The organism is Streptomyces sp. NPDC045778 (genome assembly GCF_056431945.1).
On record NZ_JBWKJZ010000015.1, the window covers coordinates 1 to 16,231 of the forward strand.

Annotated in this window: 16 protein-coding genes; 2 read left to right on the forward strand and 14 right to left on the reverse strand. The window is 71.6% G+C overall.

What is annotated here, in order from left to right; genetic code table 11:
• The 13 genes from AC07GB_RS20300 to AC07GB_RS20360 all read right to left on the reverse strand — a co-directional run.
• The coding region (locus tag AC07GB_RS20300) for a glucose-6-phosphate isomerase (RefSeq protein ID WP_478847314.1) at positions 1-815 on the reverse strand (815 nt) is incomplete at its 3' end.
• 66 nt (positions 816-881) lie between these two features.
• Positions 882-2,144, reverse strand: coding sequence for an MFS transporter (locus AC07GB_RS20305; RefSeq protein ID WP_478847315.1), 1,263 nt, complete (start codon positions 2,142-2,144; stop codon positions 882-884).
• 177 nt (positions 2,145-2,321) lie between these two features.
• Positions 2,322-2,657 (reverse strand): RNA polymerase-binding protein RbpA, encoded by a 336-nt coding sequence (locus tag AC07GB_RS20310; protein ID WP_003957010.1) that lies wholly within the window; start codon positions 2,655-2,657, stop codon positions 2,322-2,324.
• Between the two features lie 250 nt (positions 2,658-2,907).
• On the reverse strand, positions 2,908-3,138 hold the full coding sequence (gene secG / locus AC07GB_RS20315) for a preprotein translocase subunit SecG (RefSeq protein WP_030687882.1): 231 nt from the start codon (positions 3,136-3,138) through the stop codon (positions 2,908-2,910).
• Positions 3,139-3,269: 131 nt separating this feature from the next.
• The gene (gene tpiA / locus AC07GB_RS20320; protein WP_478847317.1) at positions 3,270-4,046 is read right to left on the reverse strand and encodes a triose-phosphate isomerase; all 777 of its coding nucleotides are present in this window, start codon (positions 4,044-4,046) and stop codon (positions 3,270-3,272) included.
• A 5-nt stretch (positions 4,047-4,051) separates the two neighbouring features.
• Positions 4,052-5,263, reverse strand: coding sequence for a phosphoglycerate kinase (locus AC07GB_RS20325; RefSeq protein ID WP_478847319.1), 1,212 nt, complete (start codon positions 5,261-5,263; stop codon positions 4,052-4,054).
• A 120-nt stretch (positions 5,264-5,383) separates the two neighbouring features.
• Complete coding sequence (gene gap, locus AC07GB_RS20330; RefSeq protein ID WP_478847321.1) at positions 5,384-6,394, reverse strand: type I glyceraldehyde-3-phosphate dehydrogenase; 1,011 nt, start codon at positions 6,392-6,394, stop codon at positions 5,384-5,386.
• A gap of 267 nt (positions 6,395-6,661) precedes the next feature.
• A complete protein-coding gene (gene whiA, locus AC07GB_RS20335) occupies positions 6,662-7,675 on the reverse strand; it encodes a DNA-binding protein WhiA (RefSeq protein ID WP_478847323.1) in 1,014 nt (337 codons plus the stop codon).
• Positions 7,666-8,682: a gluconeogenesis factor YvcK family protein gene (locus AC07GB_RS20340; protein WP_478847325.1), complete on the reverse strand. Its 1,017-nt coding sequence runs from the start codon at positions 8,680-8,682 to the stop codon at positions 7,666-7,668. The genes whiA and AC07GB_RS20340 overlap by 10 nt, the downstream gene beginning before the upstream one ends.
• Entirely contained in the window at positions 8,679-9,614 is a 936-nt protein-coding gene (gene rapZ, locus AC07GB_RS20345) for an RNase adapter RapZ (protein ID WP_478847327.1), read from the reverse strand. Before rapZ ends, AC07GB_RS20340 begins: the two co-directional genes overlap by 4 nt.
• Complete coding sequence (gene uvrC / locus AC07GB_RS20350) at positions 9,611-11,731, reverse strand: excinuclease ABC subunit UvrC (protein WP_478847329.1); 2,121 nt, start codon at positions 11,729-11,731, stop codon at positions 9,611-9,613. Before uvrC ends, rapZ begins: the two co-directional genes overlap by 4 nt.
• A gap of 94 nt (positions 11,732-11,825) precedes the next feature.
• Positions 11,826-12,719: a hypothetical protein gene (locus tag AC07GB_RS20355; RefSeq protein ID WP_478847331.1), complete on the reverse strand. Its 894-nt coding sequence runs from the start codon at positions 12,717-12,719 to the stop codon at positions 11,826-11,828.
• A 5-nt stretch (positions 12,720-12,724) separates the two neighbouring features.
• Positions 12,725-13,384 (reverse strand): papain-like cysteine protease family protein, encoded by a 660-nt coding sequence (locus tag AC07GB_RS20360; RefSeq protein WP_478847332.1) that lies wholly within the window; start codon positions 13,382-13,384, stop codon positions 12,725-12,727.
• Positions 13,385-13,704: 320 nt separating this feature from the next.
• Here AC07GB_RS20360 and AC07GB_RS20365 point away from each other — a divergent pair, with 320 nt between their 5' ends.
• Positions 13,705-14,598 (forward strand): hypothetical protein, encoded by an 894-nt coding sequence (locus tag AC07GB_RS20365; RefSeq protein ID WP_478847334.1) that lies wholly within the window; start codon positions 13,705-13,707, stop codon positions 14,596-14,598.
• Positions 14,599-14,675: 77 nt separating this feature from the next.
• Here the strand turns inward: AC07GB_RS20365 and AC07GB_RS20370 are convergent, their stop codons facing one another.
• Positions 14,676-15,098, reverse strand: a complete 423-nt coding sequence (locus AC07GB_RS20370; RefSeq protein ID WP_478847336.1) for a Rieske (2Fe-2S) protein — start codon at positions 15,096-15,098, stop codon at positions 14,676-14,678.
• A 186-nt stretch (positions 15,099-15,284) separates the two neighbouring features.
• Between AC07GB_RS20370 and AC07GB_RS20375 the strand changes: the two genes are divergently transcribed.
• A complete protein-coding gene (locus tag AC07GB_RS20375) occupies positions 15,285-16,208 on the forward strand; it encodes a carbohydrate kinase family protein (protein ID WP_478847338.1) in 924 nt (307 codons plus the stop codon).
• Positions 16,209-16,231: the final 23 nt, after the last annotated feature.

Here is a 16,231-nt window from a genome sequence, read left to right on the forward strand (position 1 = left end):
CCGACCCAGTCCCAGAACTCGAACATGTTCGCCGTGTCGATCCCGAAGTCCGCCACCTTCTCGGCATTCGTCGACAGCGCCACGAAGTGCTTGGCGACCGCGCTCTGGTCGGCGCGCAGCTCGGTCAGGAGCCAGTCCCGCGCGGAGGTGGCATTGGTGATCGTCTCGATCGTGGTGAACGTCTTGGAGGCGATGACGAACAGCGTCTCCGCCGCGTCCAGGTCACGGACGGCCTCGTGCAGGTCGGCGCCGTCCACGTTCGACACGAAGCGGACCGTCAGGTCGCGGTCCGTATAGGCACGCAGCACCTCGTACGCCATGGCGGGGCCGAGGTCGGAACCGCCGATGCCGACGTTCACCACGTTCTTGATGCGCCGGCCCGTGTGGCCCGTCCATTCACCCGTACGGACCTTCTCCGCGAAGGCCGCCATCTTGCCGAGCACCGCGTGCACCTTCGGCACGACGTTCTCACCATCGACCTCGATCACGGCGTCGGCGGGCGCGCGCAGCGCGGTGTGCAGCACCGCGCGCCCCTCCGTGGTGTTGATCTTCTCACCGCGGAACATGGCGTCCCGCAGCCCGAAGACGTCGGTGGCGGCGGCCAGTTCCTGGAGGAGCGCGAGGGTCTCGTCGGTCACCAGGTGCTTGGAGTAGTCGATGTGCAGGTCGCCGACCTGGAGGGTGTACGCGGTGCCGCGCGCCGGGTCCGCGTCGAACAGCTCCCGAAGGCGTACCTCCCCCAGCTGCTCCCGGTGCTTGGCCAGGGCCGTCCACTCGGCCGTCCGGTTGAGCCTGGTGCGGCCACTTGCGTTCATCTGTACTTCCGCCCTCTCTCGTACAACGTGCGTGCGTACGCCCCACTGCGCTCCCAACCTAGTTGATCAGCGTGCGGCACGAGGTGCCTGTCCGCTGTCCGCCGGCTTGAGCGCGGGGGCCAGTACGGCGACCGAGAGCGCGAACAGGACGGCCGCGAGCAGCATCGGTGCGCTGGGCCCCAGGAGCGCGGCCACGGCCCCGCCGAGCATCGCCCCGAGCGGCGCCCCCGCGACACCCAGGGTCCGGAACGCCGCGCTGATGCGGCCGAGGGCGGCGGCGGGGGCGCGCTCCTGCATCAGGGTGTGGGTGCTGACGGTCCACACCATCCCCATGGCTCCGAACAGGGCCATGCTCGCGGTCAGGGCCGTGAGGTCGCGGACCGTGCCCATGGCCAGGAGCGCGGCGATCTGGGCCGTGCCGGCGGCGAGCGCCCCGCCCACGCGCCCGAGCCGCCGCGCGAGGCGCCCGGCGAGCGCCCCGCCCACGAGGCTTCCGGCGGCGTACGCGGTCATGGCCGCCGCGTATCCGCCGCTGCCCGCGTGCAGCCAGTCGGTGACGAGGACGACGAGGGTGGCGAGGAGCGCGCCTATGCCGACGTTGCCCACCGCGGTGGCCGCGCACAGACCACGCAGCACCCGGTCCCGCCCCAGGGCCCGCAGCCCGTGCGCGATGTCGGACCGCAGGGTGGCCCCGGCGGGTCTGGGCGGACGCTCGGGCGCGGGCACCCGCAGGGAGGCCACGAGCGCGGCCGCCACCAGGTACGTCACCGCGTCGGCCGCGTACGGAAGGCCGGGGCCCGCGGCGATCAGGAAGGGCACCACGGGTGCGGCGAGGAGGCCGCCGGCGAGCTGCTGGCCGGTCAGCAGTCGCGCGTTCGCACTGCCCAGGGCGTCGTGGGGCACCAGGGCGGGCAGCAGGGCCGTGGCGGCGTTGTCGAACAGCGTCTGGAGCGTCGTGAGCACCAGGGCGAGCGCGATGAGCAGGCCGATCGAGGCGTGGCCGAGCGCCACGGCGAGGGCGAAGGCCGCGACGAGCACACCGCGCGCCACGTCGACCCGCCACATGGCGCGCCGCTGGTCCACGCGGTCGGCCACGGCGCCGCCGAGCAGTCCGAAGGCGAGCCACGGCAGATAGCCGCAGGCGGTCACGGAGGCTATGAGCAGCGGATCGTCGGTGAGCGACGCGGCGAGGAGCGGCAGCGCCGCCTTGCGCAGCGAGTCCCCGAAGCTGGAGAGCACGGCGGCGCTCCACAGCCGCCCGAATCCCCCGCGCCAGACGAGGCTCCGCGCGCTGTCGGCGCCGGCCTCAGCGGTCTCCGCAGCCGTCACAACTCCCCCCGTCCGCCGCGTGGTTCACGATCGTCCACCACGGTAGGGGGCACCACTGACAACCGCCGGTGAAGACCGCGCTGACCTGCGTGTCCAGGGCCGACGGGGGGACGCGGCGGGGCGACGCCGAAACGGATCCGGCCGGACACCTCAGGGTGTCCGGCCGGTTCTCAACTTCTAGATCTCGCCCCGCAGTTTGGCCAGCGCCTCGGCGAGGATGGCCTCGCCGTCCGCGTCGCTGCGCCGCTCGCGCACATACGCGAGGTGGGTTTTGTACGGCTCGGTGCGCGGCGGGTCCGGGGGGTTGTCCCGGTCCTGACCTGCCGGAAAGCCGCAGCGAGGGCAGTCCCATGTGTCGGGGACCTGCGCGTCGCTGGCGAAGCTCGGCTGCGTCTCGTGCCCGTTGGAGCACCAGAAGGAGATGCGCAGTCGCGGCGCGGACTCACCGCGCTCGGCCTCGCCCATCGGCCCCGCCCCGACCCGACTGCCTCGGATCGCGTTGCCACTTGCCACGGTCGTAACTCCCTGCGTGATGGTGCTGCCTGTTCGAACGGCGGCTGCGCCGCGGGGTCGACTGCCGGCTCCGCTGCGGGCGCCTCAGTCTACGTAAGGCCCAACGCGCGTCCAGTGTTGGGAGTTACACCCCACCCCGACACGCAAGCCCCATGATAAGCCGCGCGCGCGGGCGCGTACGGAACATGGGGCTATGAGCGGGACTTCAGGGCGTGGCCGCCGTGGCGTGGCGAGCGGCCGGTGCCTGTTGTCAGTTGTTGACCTTCATCAGGATGCCGAGCACGACGATGCTCGCGAACCAGAGCAGACCGACCACGACGGTGATGCGGTCCAGGTTGCGCTCGGCGACCGAGGAGCCACCGACCGACGACTGCATTCCGCCACCGAACATGTCGGAAAGGCCGCCGCCCTTGCCCTTGTGCATCAGCACCAGCAGCATCAGCAGCGCGCTGAAGACGATCAGGGCGATCGAGAACCCCATAACCACGGCTGGACCAACTTCCTCGGATCTGAATCGACGACGGGGGCCGAAGCTTACTCCGCGAGCGTGTCCCGCTCACTTCTCAAGCCCCGACCCCCGCAAGGGTACGTCGTAACGGCGTTAGCGCATACTCACTGCTCGGTGAAGCGAACGATCTTGACGAACTCGTCCGTGTCCAGGCTCGCGCCGCCCACCAGGGCGCCGTCGATGTCGGGCTTCGCCATGATCTCCGCGACGTTGCCGGACTTCACGGAGCCGCCGTACTGGATGCGGACCTGGTCCGCCAGCTCCTGCGAGTACAGCTCGGCGAGCTTGCCGCGGATGGCCGCGCAGACCTCCTGCGCGTCGTCGGCGCCGCAGACCTTGCCGGTGCCGATGGCCCAGACGGGCTCGTACGCGATCACGATCGACTCGGCCTGCTCGGCCGGGACGTCCTTGAGGCCGCCCTCGACCTGGGCGAGCGTGTGCGCGACGGCGTTGCCCGCCTCACGGACCTCCAGCTCCTCGCCGACGCAGAGGATCGGCGTGATGCCGTGCTTGAAGGCCGCCTTCACCTTGGCGTTGCAGATCTCGTCGGTCTCGTTGTGGTACTGACGGCGCTCGGAGTGGCCCACGGCCACGTACGTGCACTTCAGCTTCGAGAGCATCGGGCCCGAGATCTCACCGGTGTACGCGCCGGAGTCGTACGCCGAGATGTCCTGGGCACCGTACTTGATCTTGAGCTTGTCCCCGTCGACCAGGGTCTGCACGGAGCGCAGATCGGTGAAGGGCGGCAGGACGGCGACCTCGACGGTCTCGTAGTCCTTGTCGGCGAGCGCGAACGCGAGCTTCTGGACGTGCGCGATGGCCTCGAGGTGGTTGAGGTTCATCTTCCAGTTGCCCGCCATCAGCGGCGTGCGCGTGCTCATTGAGGTCAGTCCTCCAGTGCGGCGAGGCCGGGGAGCGTCTTGCCCTCGAGGTATTCGAGGGAGGCGCCGCCACCGGTCGAGATGTGGCCGAATGCGGTTTCGTCGAAGCCCAGGTTACGGACGGCCGCGGCGGAGTCTCCGCCGCCCACCACCGTGAAGCCGTCGCAGTTGAGCAGCGCCCGGGCGACGGCGGCGGTGCCACCGGCGTAGTCGGGGTGCTCGGCGACGCCCACCGGTCCGTTCCAGAAGACCGTCTCGGCGTCGGCGATCTTCTCGGCGAACAGCTCGCGGGTCTTGGGGCCGATGTCCAGGCCCTCCTTGTCCGCCGGGATGCTGTCGGCGTCGACCGTCTCGAAGTCGGCCGGGGCCTTCGTCTTCAGGTCGGGGAAGTCGGCGGAGACCAGGACGTCCACGGGGAGCACCAGCTCGACGCCGTTCTTCTCGGCGCGCTCCATGTACTCGGTGACGACCGGGAGCTGGTCCTCCTGAAGGAGGGAGATCCCGACCTCGTGGCCCTTGGCCTTGAGGAAGGTGTACGCCATGCCGCCGCCGATCAGGAGGCGGTCGGCCTTGCCGAGCAGCTCGTCGATGACGGCGAGCTTGTCGGAGACCTTGGCGCCGCCGAGGATGACGGTGTAGGGGCGCTTGACGTCCTCGGTGAGCTTCTTCAGGACGCCGACCTCGGTGGCGATGAGGTAGCCCGCGTAGTGCGGCAGCTTGCCCGGCAGGTCGAAGACGGAGGCGTGCTTGCGGTGCACGGCGCCGAAGCCGTCGCCCACGTACACGTCGGCAAGCTCGGCGAGCTGCGCCGCGAAGGCGCCGCGCTCGGCGTCGTCCTTGGCCGTCTCGCCCGCGTTGAAGCGCAGGTTCTCCACGACGGCGACCTGGCCGTCGGCCAGGCCCGCGACGGTGGCCTTGGCGGAGTCGCCGACCGTGTCGGTGGCGAACCGCACGTCCGCGCCCAGGAGTTCACCGAGACGGGTGGCGGCGGGGGCAAGCGAGAAGGCGGGGTCCGGGGCGCCCTTGGGGCGGCCCAGGTGCGAGGCGACGACCACGCGGGCGCCCGCGCCGGCGAGGGCCTTGACGGTGGGCAGGACGGCGCGGATGCGGCCGTCGTCGGTGATCGTGGTGCCGTCGAGCGGCACGTTCAGGTCCGCGCGGACGAAGACCCGCTTGCCCGCGACACCGCCGGCGAGCAGTTCATCGATCGTCTTCATAGAGGGGGACTCCTTGAGAAGGGGCTCCGAAGAGGGCTTTGACATGCTGCAGGGTCCGGACGTTAACGGTCCGGACCCTGCTGCTCACATCTGGGTGCCTGCTCTAAGCGCGCTCGCGGCTCAGAGCTGACCGCCGACGAAGACCGTGAGGTCGACGAGGCGGTTGGAGTAGCCCCACTCGTTGTCGTACCAGCCGAGGATCTTCACCGACTTGCCCTCCTGGACCATGGTCAGGGAGGAGTCGAAGGTGCAGGAGGCCGGGTCGCTGACGATGTCGGACGACACGATCGGGTCCTCGGTGTAGAAGAGGATGCCCTTCAGGTCCCCGTCCTCGGCGGCCTTCTTGAACGCGGCGTTGACCTCGTCCTTGGTGACCTCGCGCTGCAACTCGACGACCAGGTCCGTGGCGGAGCCGGTGGGGACCGGGACGCGCATGGCGATGCCGTCCAGCTTGCCCTTGAGCTGCGGCAGGACCAGGGCGGTGGCCTTGGCGGCGCCGGTGGTGGTCGGGATGATGTTCTCGGCGGCGGCGCGGGCGCGGCGCAGGTCCGAGTGCGGGAAGTCCAGGATGCGCTGGTCGTTGGTGTACGCGTGGACCGTCGTCATCAGGCCCTTGACGATGCCGAAGTTCTCGTCGAGGACCTTGGCCATCGGCGCCACACAGTTGGTGGTGCAGGAGGCGTTGGAGATGACGTGGTGGTTGGCCGCGTCGTACTTGTCCTGGTTGACGCCCATCACGATGGTGATGTCCTCGTCCTTGGCCGGAGCCGAGATGAGGACCTTCTTCGCGCCACCGGCGATGTGCTTCTCGGCGTCGGCCTTCTTGGTGAAGATGCCGGTCGACTCGATGACGATGTCGACGCCCAGCTGGCCCCACGGGATGTCGGCGGGGTTGCGCTCGGACAGCACCTTGATGGTGTGGCCGTCGACGGTGATGGTGTCCTCGGTGTGGGACACCTCGGCCTTGAGGCGGCCGAGGATGGTGTCGTACTTCAGCAGGTGTGCGGTGGTCGCGGTGTCACCCAGGTCGTTGACAGCCACGATCTCGATGTCCGCACCCTGCTCAAGGAGCGCGCGGAAGTAGTTACGACCGATGCGGCCAAAGCCGTTGATGCCTACGCGGATCGTCACGAACCGATCTCCTCGTTGGTACGCCGGTCTGAGACGCCGGCGAGATGTATTGGGATGTCCCCGACCGCCTCCGACCCTACCTCTCCGAAGGCCTCCGGGTGACATCGAGAACCCCCCTCGAAGGCAATACCGTCCGGTAGTGAGAAGCACCACGCTCACCATGGCGCTCACCCGTTTCACCCCGCGCACGGGTGAGCGCAAAATCCGCGTTTCGGACGCTTCCGGAGGGCCCTTCGGTGGTCGTAGGGGCCCTCCGGCGGTCCCGCGTCAGACCGCGAGGTTGTCCGCCATCTCCTCGGCCATCTCCTCGGCCATCTCCTCGGTCAGATTGGACTCCGTGCCGGGGATGCCCAGGTCCTGGGCCCGCTTGTCGGCCATCGCGAGCAGGCGGCGGATGCGCCCCGCGACGGCGTCCTTGGTCAGCGGCGGGTCGGCGAGCGCGCCCAGCTCCTCCAGGGAGGCCTGCTTGTGCTCCATGCGCAGCCGGCCCGCGGCGGCGAGGTGCTCGGGGACCTCCTCGCCGAGAATCTCCAGGGCGCGCTGCACCCGGGCGCCCGCGGCGACGGCGGCACGGGCCGAGCGGCGCAGATTGGCGTCGTCGAAGTTGGCGAGGCGGTTGGCGGTGGCGCGCACCTCGCGCCGCATCCGCCGCTCCTCCCAGGCGAGCACGGACTCGTGGGCGCCCAGGCGCGTCAAAAGGGCGCCGATCGCGTCGCCGTCACGGACGACGACCCGGTCCACGCCGCGGACCTCACGGGCCTTCGCGGCGATCTGGAGCCGCCGGGCGGCGCCGACCAGGGCGAGGGCGGCCTCAGGGCCCGGGCAGGTCACCTCCAGGGAGGACGAGCGGCCGGGCTCGGTCAGCGAGCCGTGGGCGAGGAAGGCCCCGCGCCAGGCGGCCTCGGCGTCGCAGGTGGCCCCCGAGACCACCTGCGGCGGCAGGCCGCGGATGGGGCGGCCGCGGCCGTCCACCAGGCCGGTCTGGCGGGCCAGCTGATCGCCGCCGGCGACCACGCGGACCACGTAGCGCGAGCCGCGGCGCAGGCCGCCCGGGGCCATCACGATCAGCTCCGAGCCGTGCCCGAAGATCTCCAGGATGTCCCGCTTGAGCCGGCGGGCCGCCATCGCCGTGTCCAGCTCCGCCTCGATCACGATGCGGCCGCTGACCAGGTGCAGGCCGCCGGCGAACCGCAGGATCGCCGAGACCTCCGCCTTCCTGCAGCAGGTCCGGGTGACGGGGAGCCGGGAGATCTCGTCCTTCACCGCTGCCGTCATCGCCATGGGCCGATCCTTCCATGCATCCGAAAAATACGGTCGTACGCGGCGGCAAGCAGCTCCGGGTCGTGCTTGGGGCTGCCGTCCTCGCGGGCCACCGGCGCCAGCTCCACCGTGGCACCGAACCGCTTGGCGGCATCGGTCAGGGACCCACGGTCGGGCACGGCGGCCTCGTCGGCCAGCACCACGTCCAGGGCGAGTTTAGGGGCGTGTCGGGCCAAAACCTCCAAATGACGCTGCGGAGAGAAGCCTTCGGTTTCTCCGGGCTGCGGCGCGAGGTTGAGCGAGAGCACCCGGCGGGCCTTCGTCTCCGTGAGCGCGTCGAGCAGCTCGGGCACGAGCAGGTGCGGGATCACGGAGGAGAACCAGGAGCCGGGGCCGAGGACCACCCAGTCGGCGTCAAGGACGGCGGCGACGGCCTCCGGGACGGCGGGCGGGGCCTGCGGGACCAGGTGCACGGACTGCACCTCGCCGGGGGTGAGCGCCACGGTGGCCTGGCCGCGCACGGTGTCCACGTCGTCCGGGCGCTCCGGGTCGTGGCCCCTGACCAGCGCCTGGAGTTCCAGGGGCACGGCGGACATGGGCAGCACGCGCCCGTGCGCGCCGAGCAGCTTGCCGACCAGGTCGAGCGCCTGGACGTGGTCGCCGAGCTGCTCCCACAGGGCGACGATCAGGACGTTCCCGACCGCGTGCTCGTGCAGGTCGCCGCGGGACTGGAAGCGGTGCTGGATGACGCGGGCCCAGGTCTGGCCCCAGTCGTCGTCGCCGCACAGGGCGGCGAGCGCCTTGCGCAGGTCGCCGGGCGGCAGCACGCCCAGCTCCTGGCGCAGCCGGCCGCTGGAGCCGCCGTCGTCGGCGACGGTGACGACGGCGGTGAGGTCCCCGGTGATGCGGCGCAGGGCGGTGAGCGAGGCGGACAGGCCCATGCCGCCGCCGAGGGCGACGACCTTGGGCTGGGTGCCCCGCTTGCGGCCCAGGCGGTTCAGACGGAGTACCCGGCGGTTGGGCTTCATTCGCGCCCCATGTCCCGGTGGACGATGACCGTCTCGATGCCGGCGGACGACAGGCGCGCGGCGAGCTTCTCGGACGTGGCGACGGAGCGGTGCTTGCCGCCCGTACAGCCCACGGCGATGGTCACGTACCGCTTGCCCTCGCGGCGGTAGCCCGCGGCGATCAGCTGGAGCAGCTCGGTGTAGCGGTCGAGGAACTCCTTGGCGCCCGGCTGGTTGAAGACGTACGCCGACACCTCTTCGTTGAGCCCGGTGTAGGGCCGCAGCTCCGGGACCCAGTGCGGGTTGGGCAGGAAGCGCATGTCGACCACGAGGTCCGCGTCGACCGGCAGGCCGTACTTGAAGCCGAAGGACATCACCGTGGCCCGCAGCTCGGGCTCCTCGTCGCCCGCGAACTGGGCGTCCATCTTGGCGCGCAGCTCGTGCACGTTCAGGCTGGAGGTGTCGATGACCAGGTCGGCGTCACCGCGCAGCTCGCGCAGCAGCTCGCGCTCGGCCGCGATGCCGTCGACGATGCGGCCGTCGCCCTGGAGCGGGTGCGGGCGGCGGACGGACTCGAAGCGGCGCACCAGGGCGTCGTCTGAGGACTCCAGGAAGACGATGCGCCGGGTGACGTGCTTGGACTCCAGGTCCGCGAGGGACTCGCGGAGGTTGTCGAAGAAGCGGCGGCCGCGCACGTCGACGACGACCGCGATGCGGGCGACGTTGCCCTGCGAGCGGGCGCCCAGCTCGACCATGGTGGGGATCAGCGCGGGCGGCAGGTTGTCCACGACGAACCAGCCGAGGTCCTCCAGGCACTTGGCGGCGGTGCTGCGCCCCGCGCCGGACATGCCGGAGATGATCACCAGCTCCGGGATGGCCGCTTCGGCGGCCTCGCCCGGCTCTATGGTCGTGCCCGTACTCACCTGGGTGCCGCCTTCGTCGTGCTCGCTCATGTCTCCATCCCCCGTCGTCGTTCCGAGGCGCCCGCGTGCGGGAACGTCTCGCCTTCGCTCGGGGCCGCGGTCGGTGTGGGCCCCTTGCCGTTGACCGAGTCGCCCGCCGGGGCGGGCTCCTCTCCTTCGTCCGAGTCTCCCGCCCCCACGGGGTCCTCTTCTTCCATGATCTCCCCTGTGGCGGTGTTCACGGCGGGGGGTGCCGGGGCCGCCTGGGCGAAGGCCACGAGGACGGCCTCCGCCGTCTTGCGGCCGATGCCGGGGACTTCGCAGATCTGGTCGATGGTGGCGGACCTGAGCCGCTTGAGCGAGCCGAAATGCTTGATCAGTGTCTGCTTCCTGGACTCGCCCAGACCGGGCACGTCGTCCAGGGGGCTCGCTCTGAAGCGCTTGGTCCGCTTGGTCCGCTGATACCTGATCGCGAAACGGTGCGCCTCGTCTCGTACGCGCTGGAGGAGATACAGCCCCTCGCTGGTGCGCGGCAGGATCACGGGGTCGTCCTCGCCGGGCACCCAGACCTCTTCGAGGCGCTTGGCGAGGCCGCAGACCGCGATGTCGTCGATGCCCAGCTCGTCCAGGGCCCGCTGGGCGGCGGCGACCTGCGGCTGGCCGCCGTCCACGACGACGAGCTGCGGCGGATACGCGAACTTCTTGGGGCGTCCGTCCTGCTCGGTGAGGCCGTCCTGGGCCTCGTCCGGGGACCATTCGCCCGTCCTCTCCTTCTCGACGAGATAGCGCCGGAAGCGCCGCGTGATCACTTCGTGCATGGACCGGACGTCGTCCTGCCCCTCGAAGCCCTTGATCTGGAAGCGGCGGTACTCGCTCTTGCGGGCGAGCCCGTCCTCGAAGACGACCATGGAGGCGACCACGTCGTCGCCCTGGAGGTGGGAGATGTCGTAGCACTCGATGCGCAGCGGTGCGCTGTCCAGCTCCAGGGCCGCGGCGATCTCCTCCAGGGCCCGGGAGCGGGTGGTGAGGTCGGAGGCGCGCTTGGTCTTGTGCAGGACGAGCGACTGCTGGGCATTGCGCGCGACGGTCTCCATGAGGGCCTTCTTGTCGCCGCGCTGCGGGATGCGCAACGACACGTTCGACCCGCGGCGCTGGGTGAGCCACTCCTGGACAGGGGCCACGGGGTCGGGCAGCGCGGGGACGAGCACTTCCTTGGGTACGGCGTCGCCGCTCTCCTCGCCGTAGAGCTGCTGGAGGGCGTGCTCGACGAGGTCGGCGGTGGTGACGGCCTCCACCTTGTCGGTGACCCAGCCGCGCTGGCCGCGCACGCGGCCGCCGCGCACGTGGAAGATCTGGACGGCGGCCTCCAGCTCGTCCTCGGCGACGGCCATCAGGTCGGCGTCGGTGGCGTCGGCGAGGACGACCGCGCTCTTCTCCATCGCCTTCTTCAGGGCGTCTATGTCGTCGCGGAGGCGGGCCGCGCGCTCGTACTCCATCTCCTCGGCCGCGTCCGTCATCTGGCGCTCCAGGCGCCGGATGTAGGTGCCGGTGCGGCCGGTCATGAACTCGCAGAAGTCCTCGGCCAGTTCGCGGTGCTCCTCGGCCGATACGCGGTCCACGCAGGGCGCGGAGCACTTGCCGATGTAGCCGAGCAGGCAGGGGCGGCCGGTGCGGGCGGCGTTCTTGAACACGCCCGCCGAGCACGTCCGCACAGGGAACACGCGCAGCAGCAGGTCCACGGTGTCGCGGATGGCCCAGGCGTGGCCGTACGGACCGAAGTAGCGCACGCCTTTCTTCTTCTGGCCGCGCATCACCTGCACGCGCGGGAACTGCTCGTTCATCGTCACCGCGAGGTACGGATAGCTCTTGTCGTCGCGGTACTTGACGTTGAACCGCGGGTCGTACTCCTTGATCCAGGTGTACTCCAGCTGGAGCGCGGCGGTCTCCGTGGCGACGACGGTCCACTCCACGGAGGCCGCGGTCGTCACCATGGTGGCCGTGCGCGGGTGGAGGTTCGCCAGGTCCTGGAAGTAGCTGGCGAGGCGCTGGCGCAGACTCTTGGCCTTCCCGACGTAGATCACACGGCGGTGCTCGTCACGGAACTTGTAGACCCCGGGCGAGTCGGGGATCTGTCCCGGCTGGGGGCGGTAGCTGGAAGGGTCGGCCATGTCGGACAGCCTACTGGCGGGGTGTGACAGCGGCGTGGACCCGCCCGCCCCTCACGGGACGGGCGGGAGCGGTCCGGCCCGGGGCCGGTCCTGCTCAGCCGAGGCGGCGCGAGCGACGCCGGACGAGCGCGGCCCCGGACAGGCCGAGCGCGAGGGCGGCGCCGGCGGCGGCCACCGAGGAGACCACGGTCACCGGCCCGTCCGCGCCTTCCGCGGCGGAAGCGGTCCTGCCGGCGGAGCCGGGCGCGGGCGCGGCCTTGTCGTAGCCACCGGCCTTGCCGGACTTCGCGTACGCGGACCCCGGCAGCTTGTCCCCGTAGGCCTTGTGGACCCGCCGCTGGTAGGCAGCGGCCGTGGTGCCCTGCTTGCCGACGGCACGGATCGCGTCCCGGTCGAGCGGAAGGACCCGCTGGCCCTTCTGCACGTACCAGGCGTTGATCTGCGGTTCGAGGAAGACGGTGCCTCCGGGGAGCTTGTCGGCGCCCACGCGCGCGTAGTGCGTCTCATCGTTCCCGGTGGCGATGTTCACCACCTGCCAGGAGCCGGCCTGCCGGGCGGTCCACAGCGACGCCTTCTGGCCGTCGGAGGAGACCGCCTCGCTGGCGAGGAACTCCATGCGGGCGATCGGGGCGCCCCGTTTGCCCGCGACGAAGTCGGCCGACAGGTAGTAGACGGGTACGGCGTGCTCCCCCTTCACACGCGGCGCGGCCTTCGCCTTGCTGACGGCTCCGTCGCGGGCGAAGAACCGGGAGAGCGTGTCGAGGGTCTTCGGGGCCTGGGCGGCGTCGTGGGCGTCGGCCCGGGTGTCCGCGGCGGGCGCGGCGGGCGCGGCGGGCGCGGGGGGCACCGCCGGTCCCGAGCCGGCGGTGGCGTGCGGCGCCGCGAGCCCGAGCAGCAGCGCGGCGGCGGACCCGGCGAGCGTGGCCTTCAGGAGACGGCCACGGGCGTAACGGCTCTCTACGGAGACGTGGGGCAGGTGACGGGTCATCGCGCTCACGCCCCTATCCGGTACAGCGAGTGGGTCCAGGAGAAGGTGTTGTTGTTGACGTACCAGGAGTGCGACGCCCAGTTGTACCGGTCGTTCGACGGCCACGGGTCGCCCCAGTACACCCAGCTGTTGGCGGTGTCGTAGCCGTAGAGGGTGTGCATGTGGCCGCCGCCGTTGGACCACTGGATGCGGGTCTCGACGGGGCGGTTGGCGTTGATCTCGGCCTGCACGGTGTCGTAGCGCAGCCAGCCGGTGACGTACGAGCCGCGGTTGATGCCCATCCAGCCCAGGGCGTTCTGGACGTTGCCCAGGGTGGCCTGGTTGTTGGGGCACTCGGTGTTCTGGCTGCGGTTGAAGGCGGCGTTGCAGAACTGGTTCTGGGAGTAGTTCTTGCCCAGGTAGGTGGCGATGGTGTTGCCCGCCGCCGCCCAGCACCAGTTGCTCTTCTGCTGCGCCTGCATGGTGAGGTTCAGGCGCTTGGCGGCGAGGACGGACGGGCCGTCGGCCGCGGGGGACGACACGGAGGACGCCGCGGAGCGCGGCGCGGCGGTGTCGTGCGGGGCCGCCGCGGCCGTGGCCGTCGGCACGGACAGCAGGGCTGTCACGGCGACGGCGAGGGCGGAAAGCCGTCTCCGCCGACTGGAGTTGCTGGATCTGTGGTGCATCGCGGTCCTCCCGAGCGCAGTGGGGGTTTGAGGTGGAGGAACGCGTCCGGACGCTGGATTGAGCATCAAGCCTTGTTGACTTCCGGTCAACACGCTTCAATGCGGGGTTAATGGAACCGTGAACAAGAGCCCACCCCTGTGAACACCGGCCGTACGCTCACCTGGTCGCCCGCTCCGATCAGCGCGTACACACCCACGGTCTGTGTGAACGTTCACAGAAAGGATCCGCGGTGCGGCCCGCGCCCTCCCCCACGCATCCCCCCACCCGTCCGTCCGCCTCTCCCCTCGCGGACCCCGCCCCTACGGAGCTGGCCTCCGCCTTGCGTACCGGCCCCTTCCATGTCGCCCTGCGCGCGGCGATCGCCGCGCGCAGGCTGCCCCTGCAACGCGTGCGCCACCACCTCGCGCGCCACGGCGTCAGCGTCGGCGTGACCAGCCTCAGCTACTGGCAGCAGGGCGCGCGCCGCCCGCAGCGCGCCGAGTCGCTGCGGGCCGTCCGTGCGCTGGAGGAGATACTCGACCTCCCCGAGGAGTCACTGATCCGGCTGCTCGCCCGCGCCGACGAGCGCCCCGACGGCGAACGGCCCCCCGCCCGTTCGTACCGCTCGCTGATGGAGGCCGCCGACGTCCTGCAATCCCTCCTGGCCGAGTTGGGGTCCCCGCTCGACGGCGGCCTGCACACGGTGGGCCACCACGAGCGCGTCCGCATCGGCGCGGACCGTGAGCTGCTCGGCCGCGACTCGGAGCACATCGTGCGCGCCCACCGGGACGGCGTGGACCGCTACGTCGCCATCCACCACGGCGACCCCGGCTGCGCGCCCGAGCGCACCCGCGTCCTCGCCCTGGACAACTGCCGCACCGGGCGCGTCCGCTGGCACCACGACACCGGCGTCCTGGTCGCCGAGCTGCTCTTCGACACGCGCCTGCGCACGGGCGAAACGCATATGTTCCGCTACGCCTTCGAGGACGGCACGGCCGGGCCGAGCGGCGAGTACTTCCGCGCCTTCAGCTTCGCGGGCGGCCAGTACGCCCTCCAGGTCCGCTTCGCCAAGGGCGCCCTGCCGGTGCGCTGCCACCGCTTCACCCAGCACTCGGCGGCGGCGCCGCGCGCGGGCCGCCGGGAGCTGACGCTGAGCGGCAGCCACCGGTCGGTGCACCTCGTGGAGCCGCAGGTGCGGGCCGGGATCGTGGGGATCGAGTGGGACTGGGAGTGAGCACCCCGCACGCCCCCGCCGGCCCGCCCCGGCCCCCGGATCGGGACGCGGCCCCGGTCTCCGCCCGGAGGCTCGCCTCAGGCCCCGGGGCCCGCCACGATCTTGCCGCCCGCGACCTTCACCGGCAGCTCCTCCAGGGGAGCCACCGCGGGCTCGTGCAGCACCTTGCCGTCCCTCGCGTCGAACTGGCTGCCGTGGCACTGGCAGGTCAGCTTGCTGCCCTGGAGCTTGCGGATGGGGCACCTCGCGTGCGTGCAGATCGTGCTGAACGCCTTGTACTCGTCGTCCGCGATCCTGCTGACCACCACGTTGTGGTCGGTGTAGAGCTTCGAGCCGCCCACGGCCACCTCGTCGGCCGCGCCCAGGTCCACCGGCTCGGTCGGCGCCGAGCGGTTGCCCTTGCCGTCGCCGGACGAGCAGGCCGTCAGACCGAGCCCGGCGACCGGGACGAGCGCGGCCGCGCGCAGCACCGCGCGACGGGCGTGAGGGGTGCCGGACATGAGGTCTCCACAGGTCAGGAGGGTTTGGCGACAGGGCAGACCCTACCGTTACGGACCTTCGGGACCGCGCCCGGCACGGGTGTGACCGTGTCGGCCCGTGCCGTGCCCGAGTGCCGCCCGCCCCGGCCGGGGCCCCGGCGCAGGCTCTAGCCTGTCCGGAAGTGGAGCGCGGGAAAGGAACCATCAGTGATAGTCGCCGCAGGTGAAGCCCTCATCGACCTCGTTCCGCAGGCCGCGGGCGCGTCGGCGGACGCGGCCCTCGCCCCGCTCGCGCCCCGCCTCGGCGGTGGCCCCTTCAACACCGCGGTCGCGCTCGGCCGCCTCGGCTCCCCCGCCGGGTTCTGCTCCCGCGTCTCGCGCGACGCGTTCGGTGAGGCGCTGCTCGCGCGGCTGCGGGCGGCGGGCGTCGACGTCTCGCTGGTGCAGCGCGGCGCCGAGCCGACGACGCTGGCCCTGACCTCGATCGCCGCGGACGGCTCGGCCGGCTACTCCTTCTACGTCGACGGCACGGCCGACCGGCTCTTCGCCGCGCCCGCGCGCCTTCCCGACGGTGTACGGGCCATGGCGTTCGGGACCTGCTCCATGGTCCTGGAGCCCGGCGCGAGCGCGTACGAGGAGCTGATGCGGCACGCGGCCGCGGAAGGCGTGTTCACGGCCCTCGACCCCAACATCCGGGCCGGGCTCATCCCCGACGCGGACGCCTACCGCGCCCGCTTCAAGAGCTGGCTGCCGTCGGTGGCGCTCCTGAAGCTGTCGGAGGACGACGCGCGGTGGCTGGGCGGCACTCCCGAGGAGTGGCTGGCGTCCGGGCCCGCCGCCGTCGTGGTGACGCGGGGCGGCGCGGGCCTGTCGGTGCTCACGCGCGCGTGCGGCGAGGTGAGCGTGCCGGGCATCCCCGTGGACGTCGTGGACACGATCGGCGCGGGCGACACGGTCAACGCCGCGCTGCTGCACGGCCTGGCCGCCCGGGACGCGCTGTCGGCGGACGCCGTGGCCGGGCTCGGCGCGAAGGCGTGGGCGGATGTCCTGCGGTTCGCGGCACGCGCGGCGGCCGTGACCTGCTCACGGGCGGGCGCGGAGCCGCCGTACGCCGCGGAGGTGGACGCCTAGCGCGTGCCGACGCGGTGCCCGTG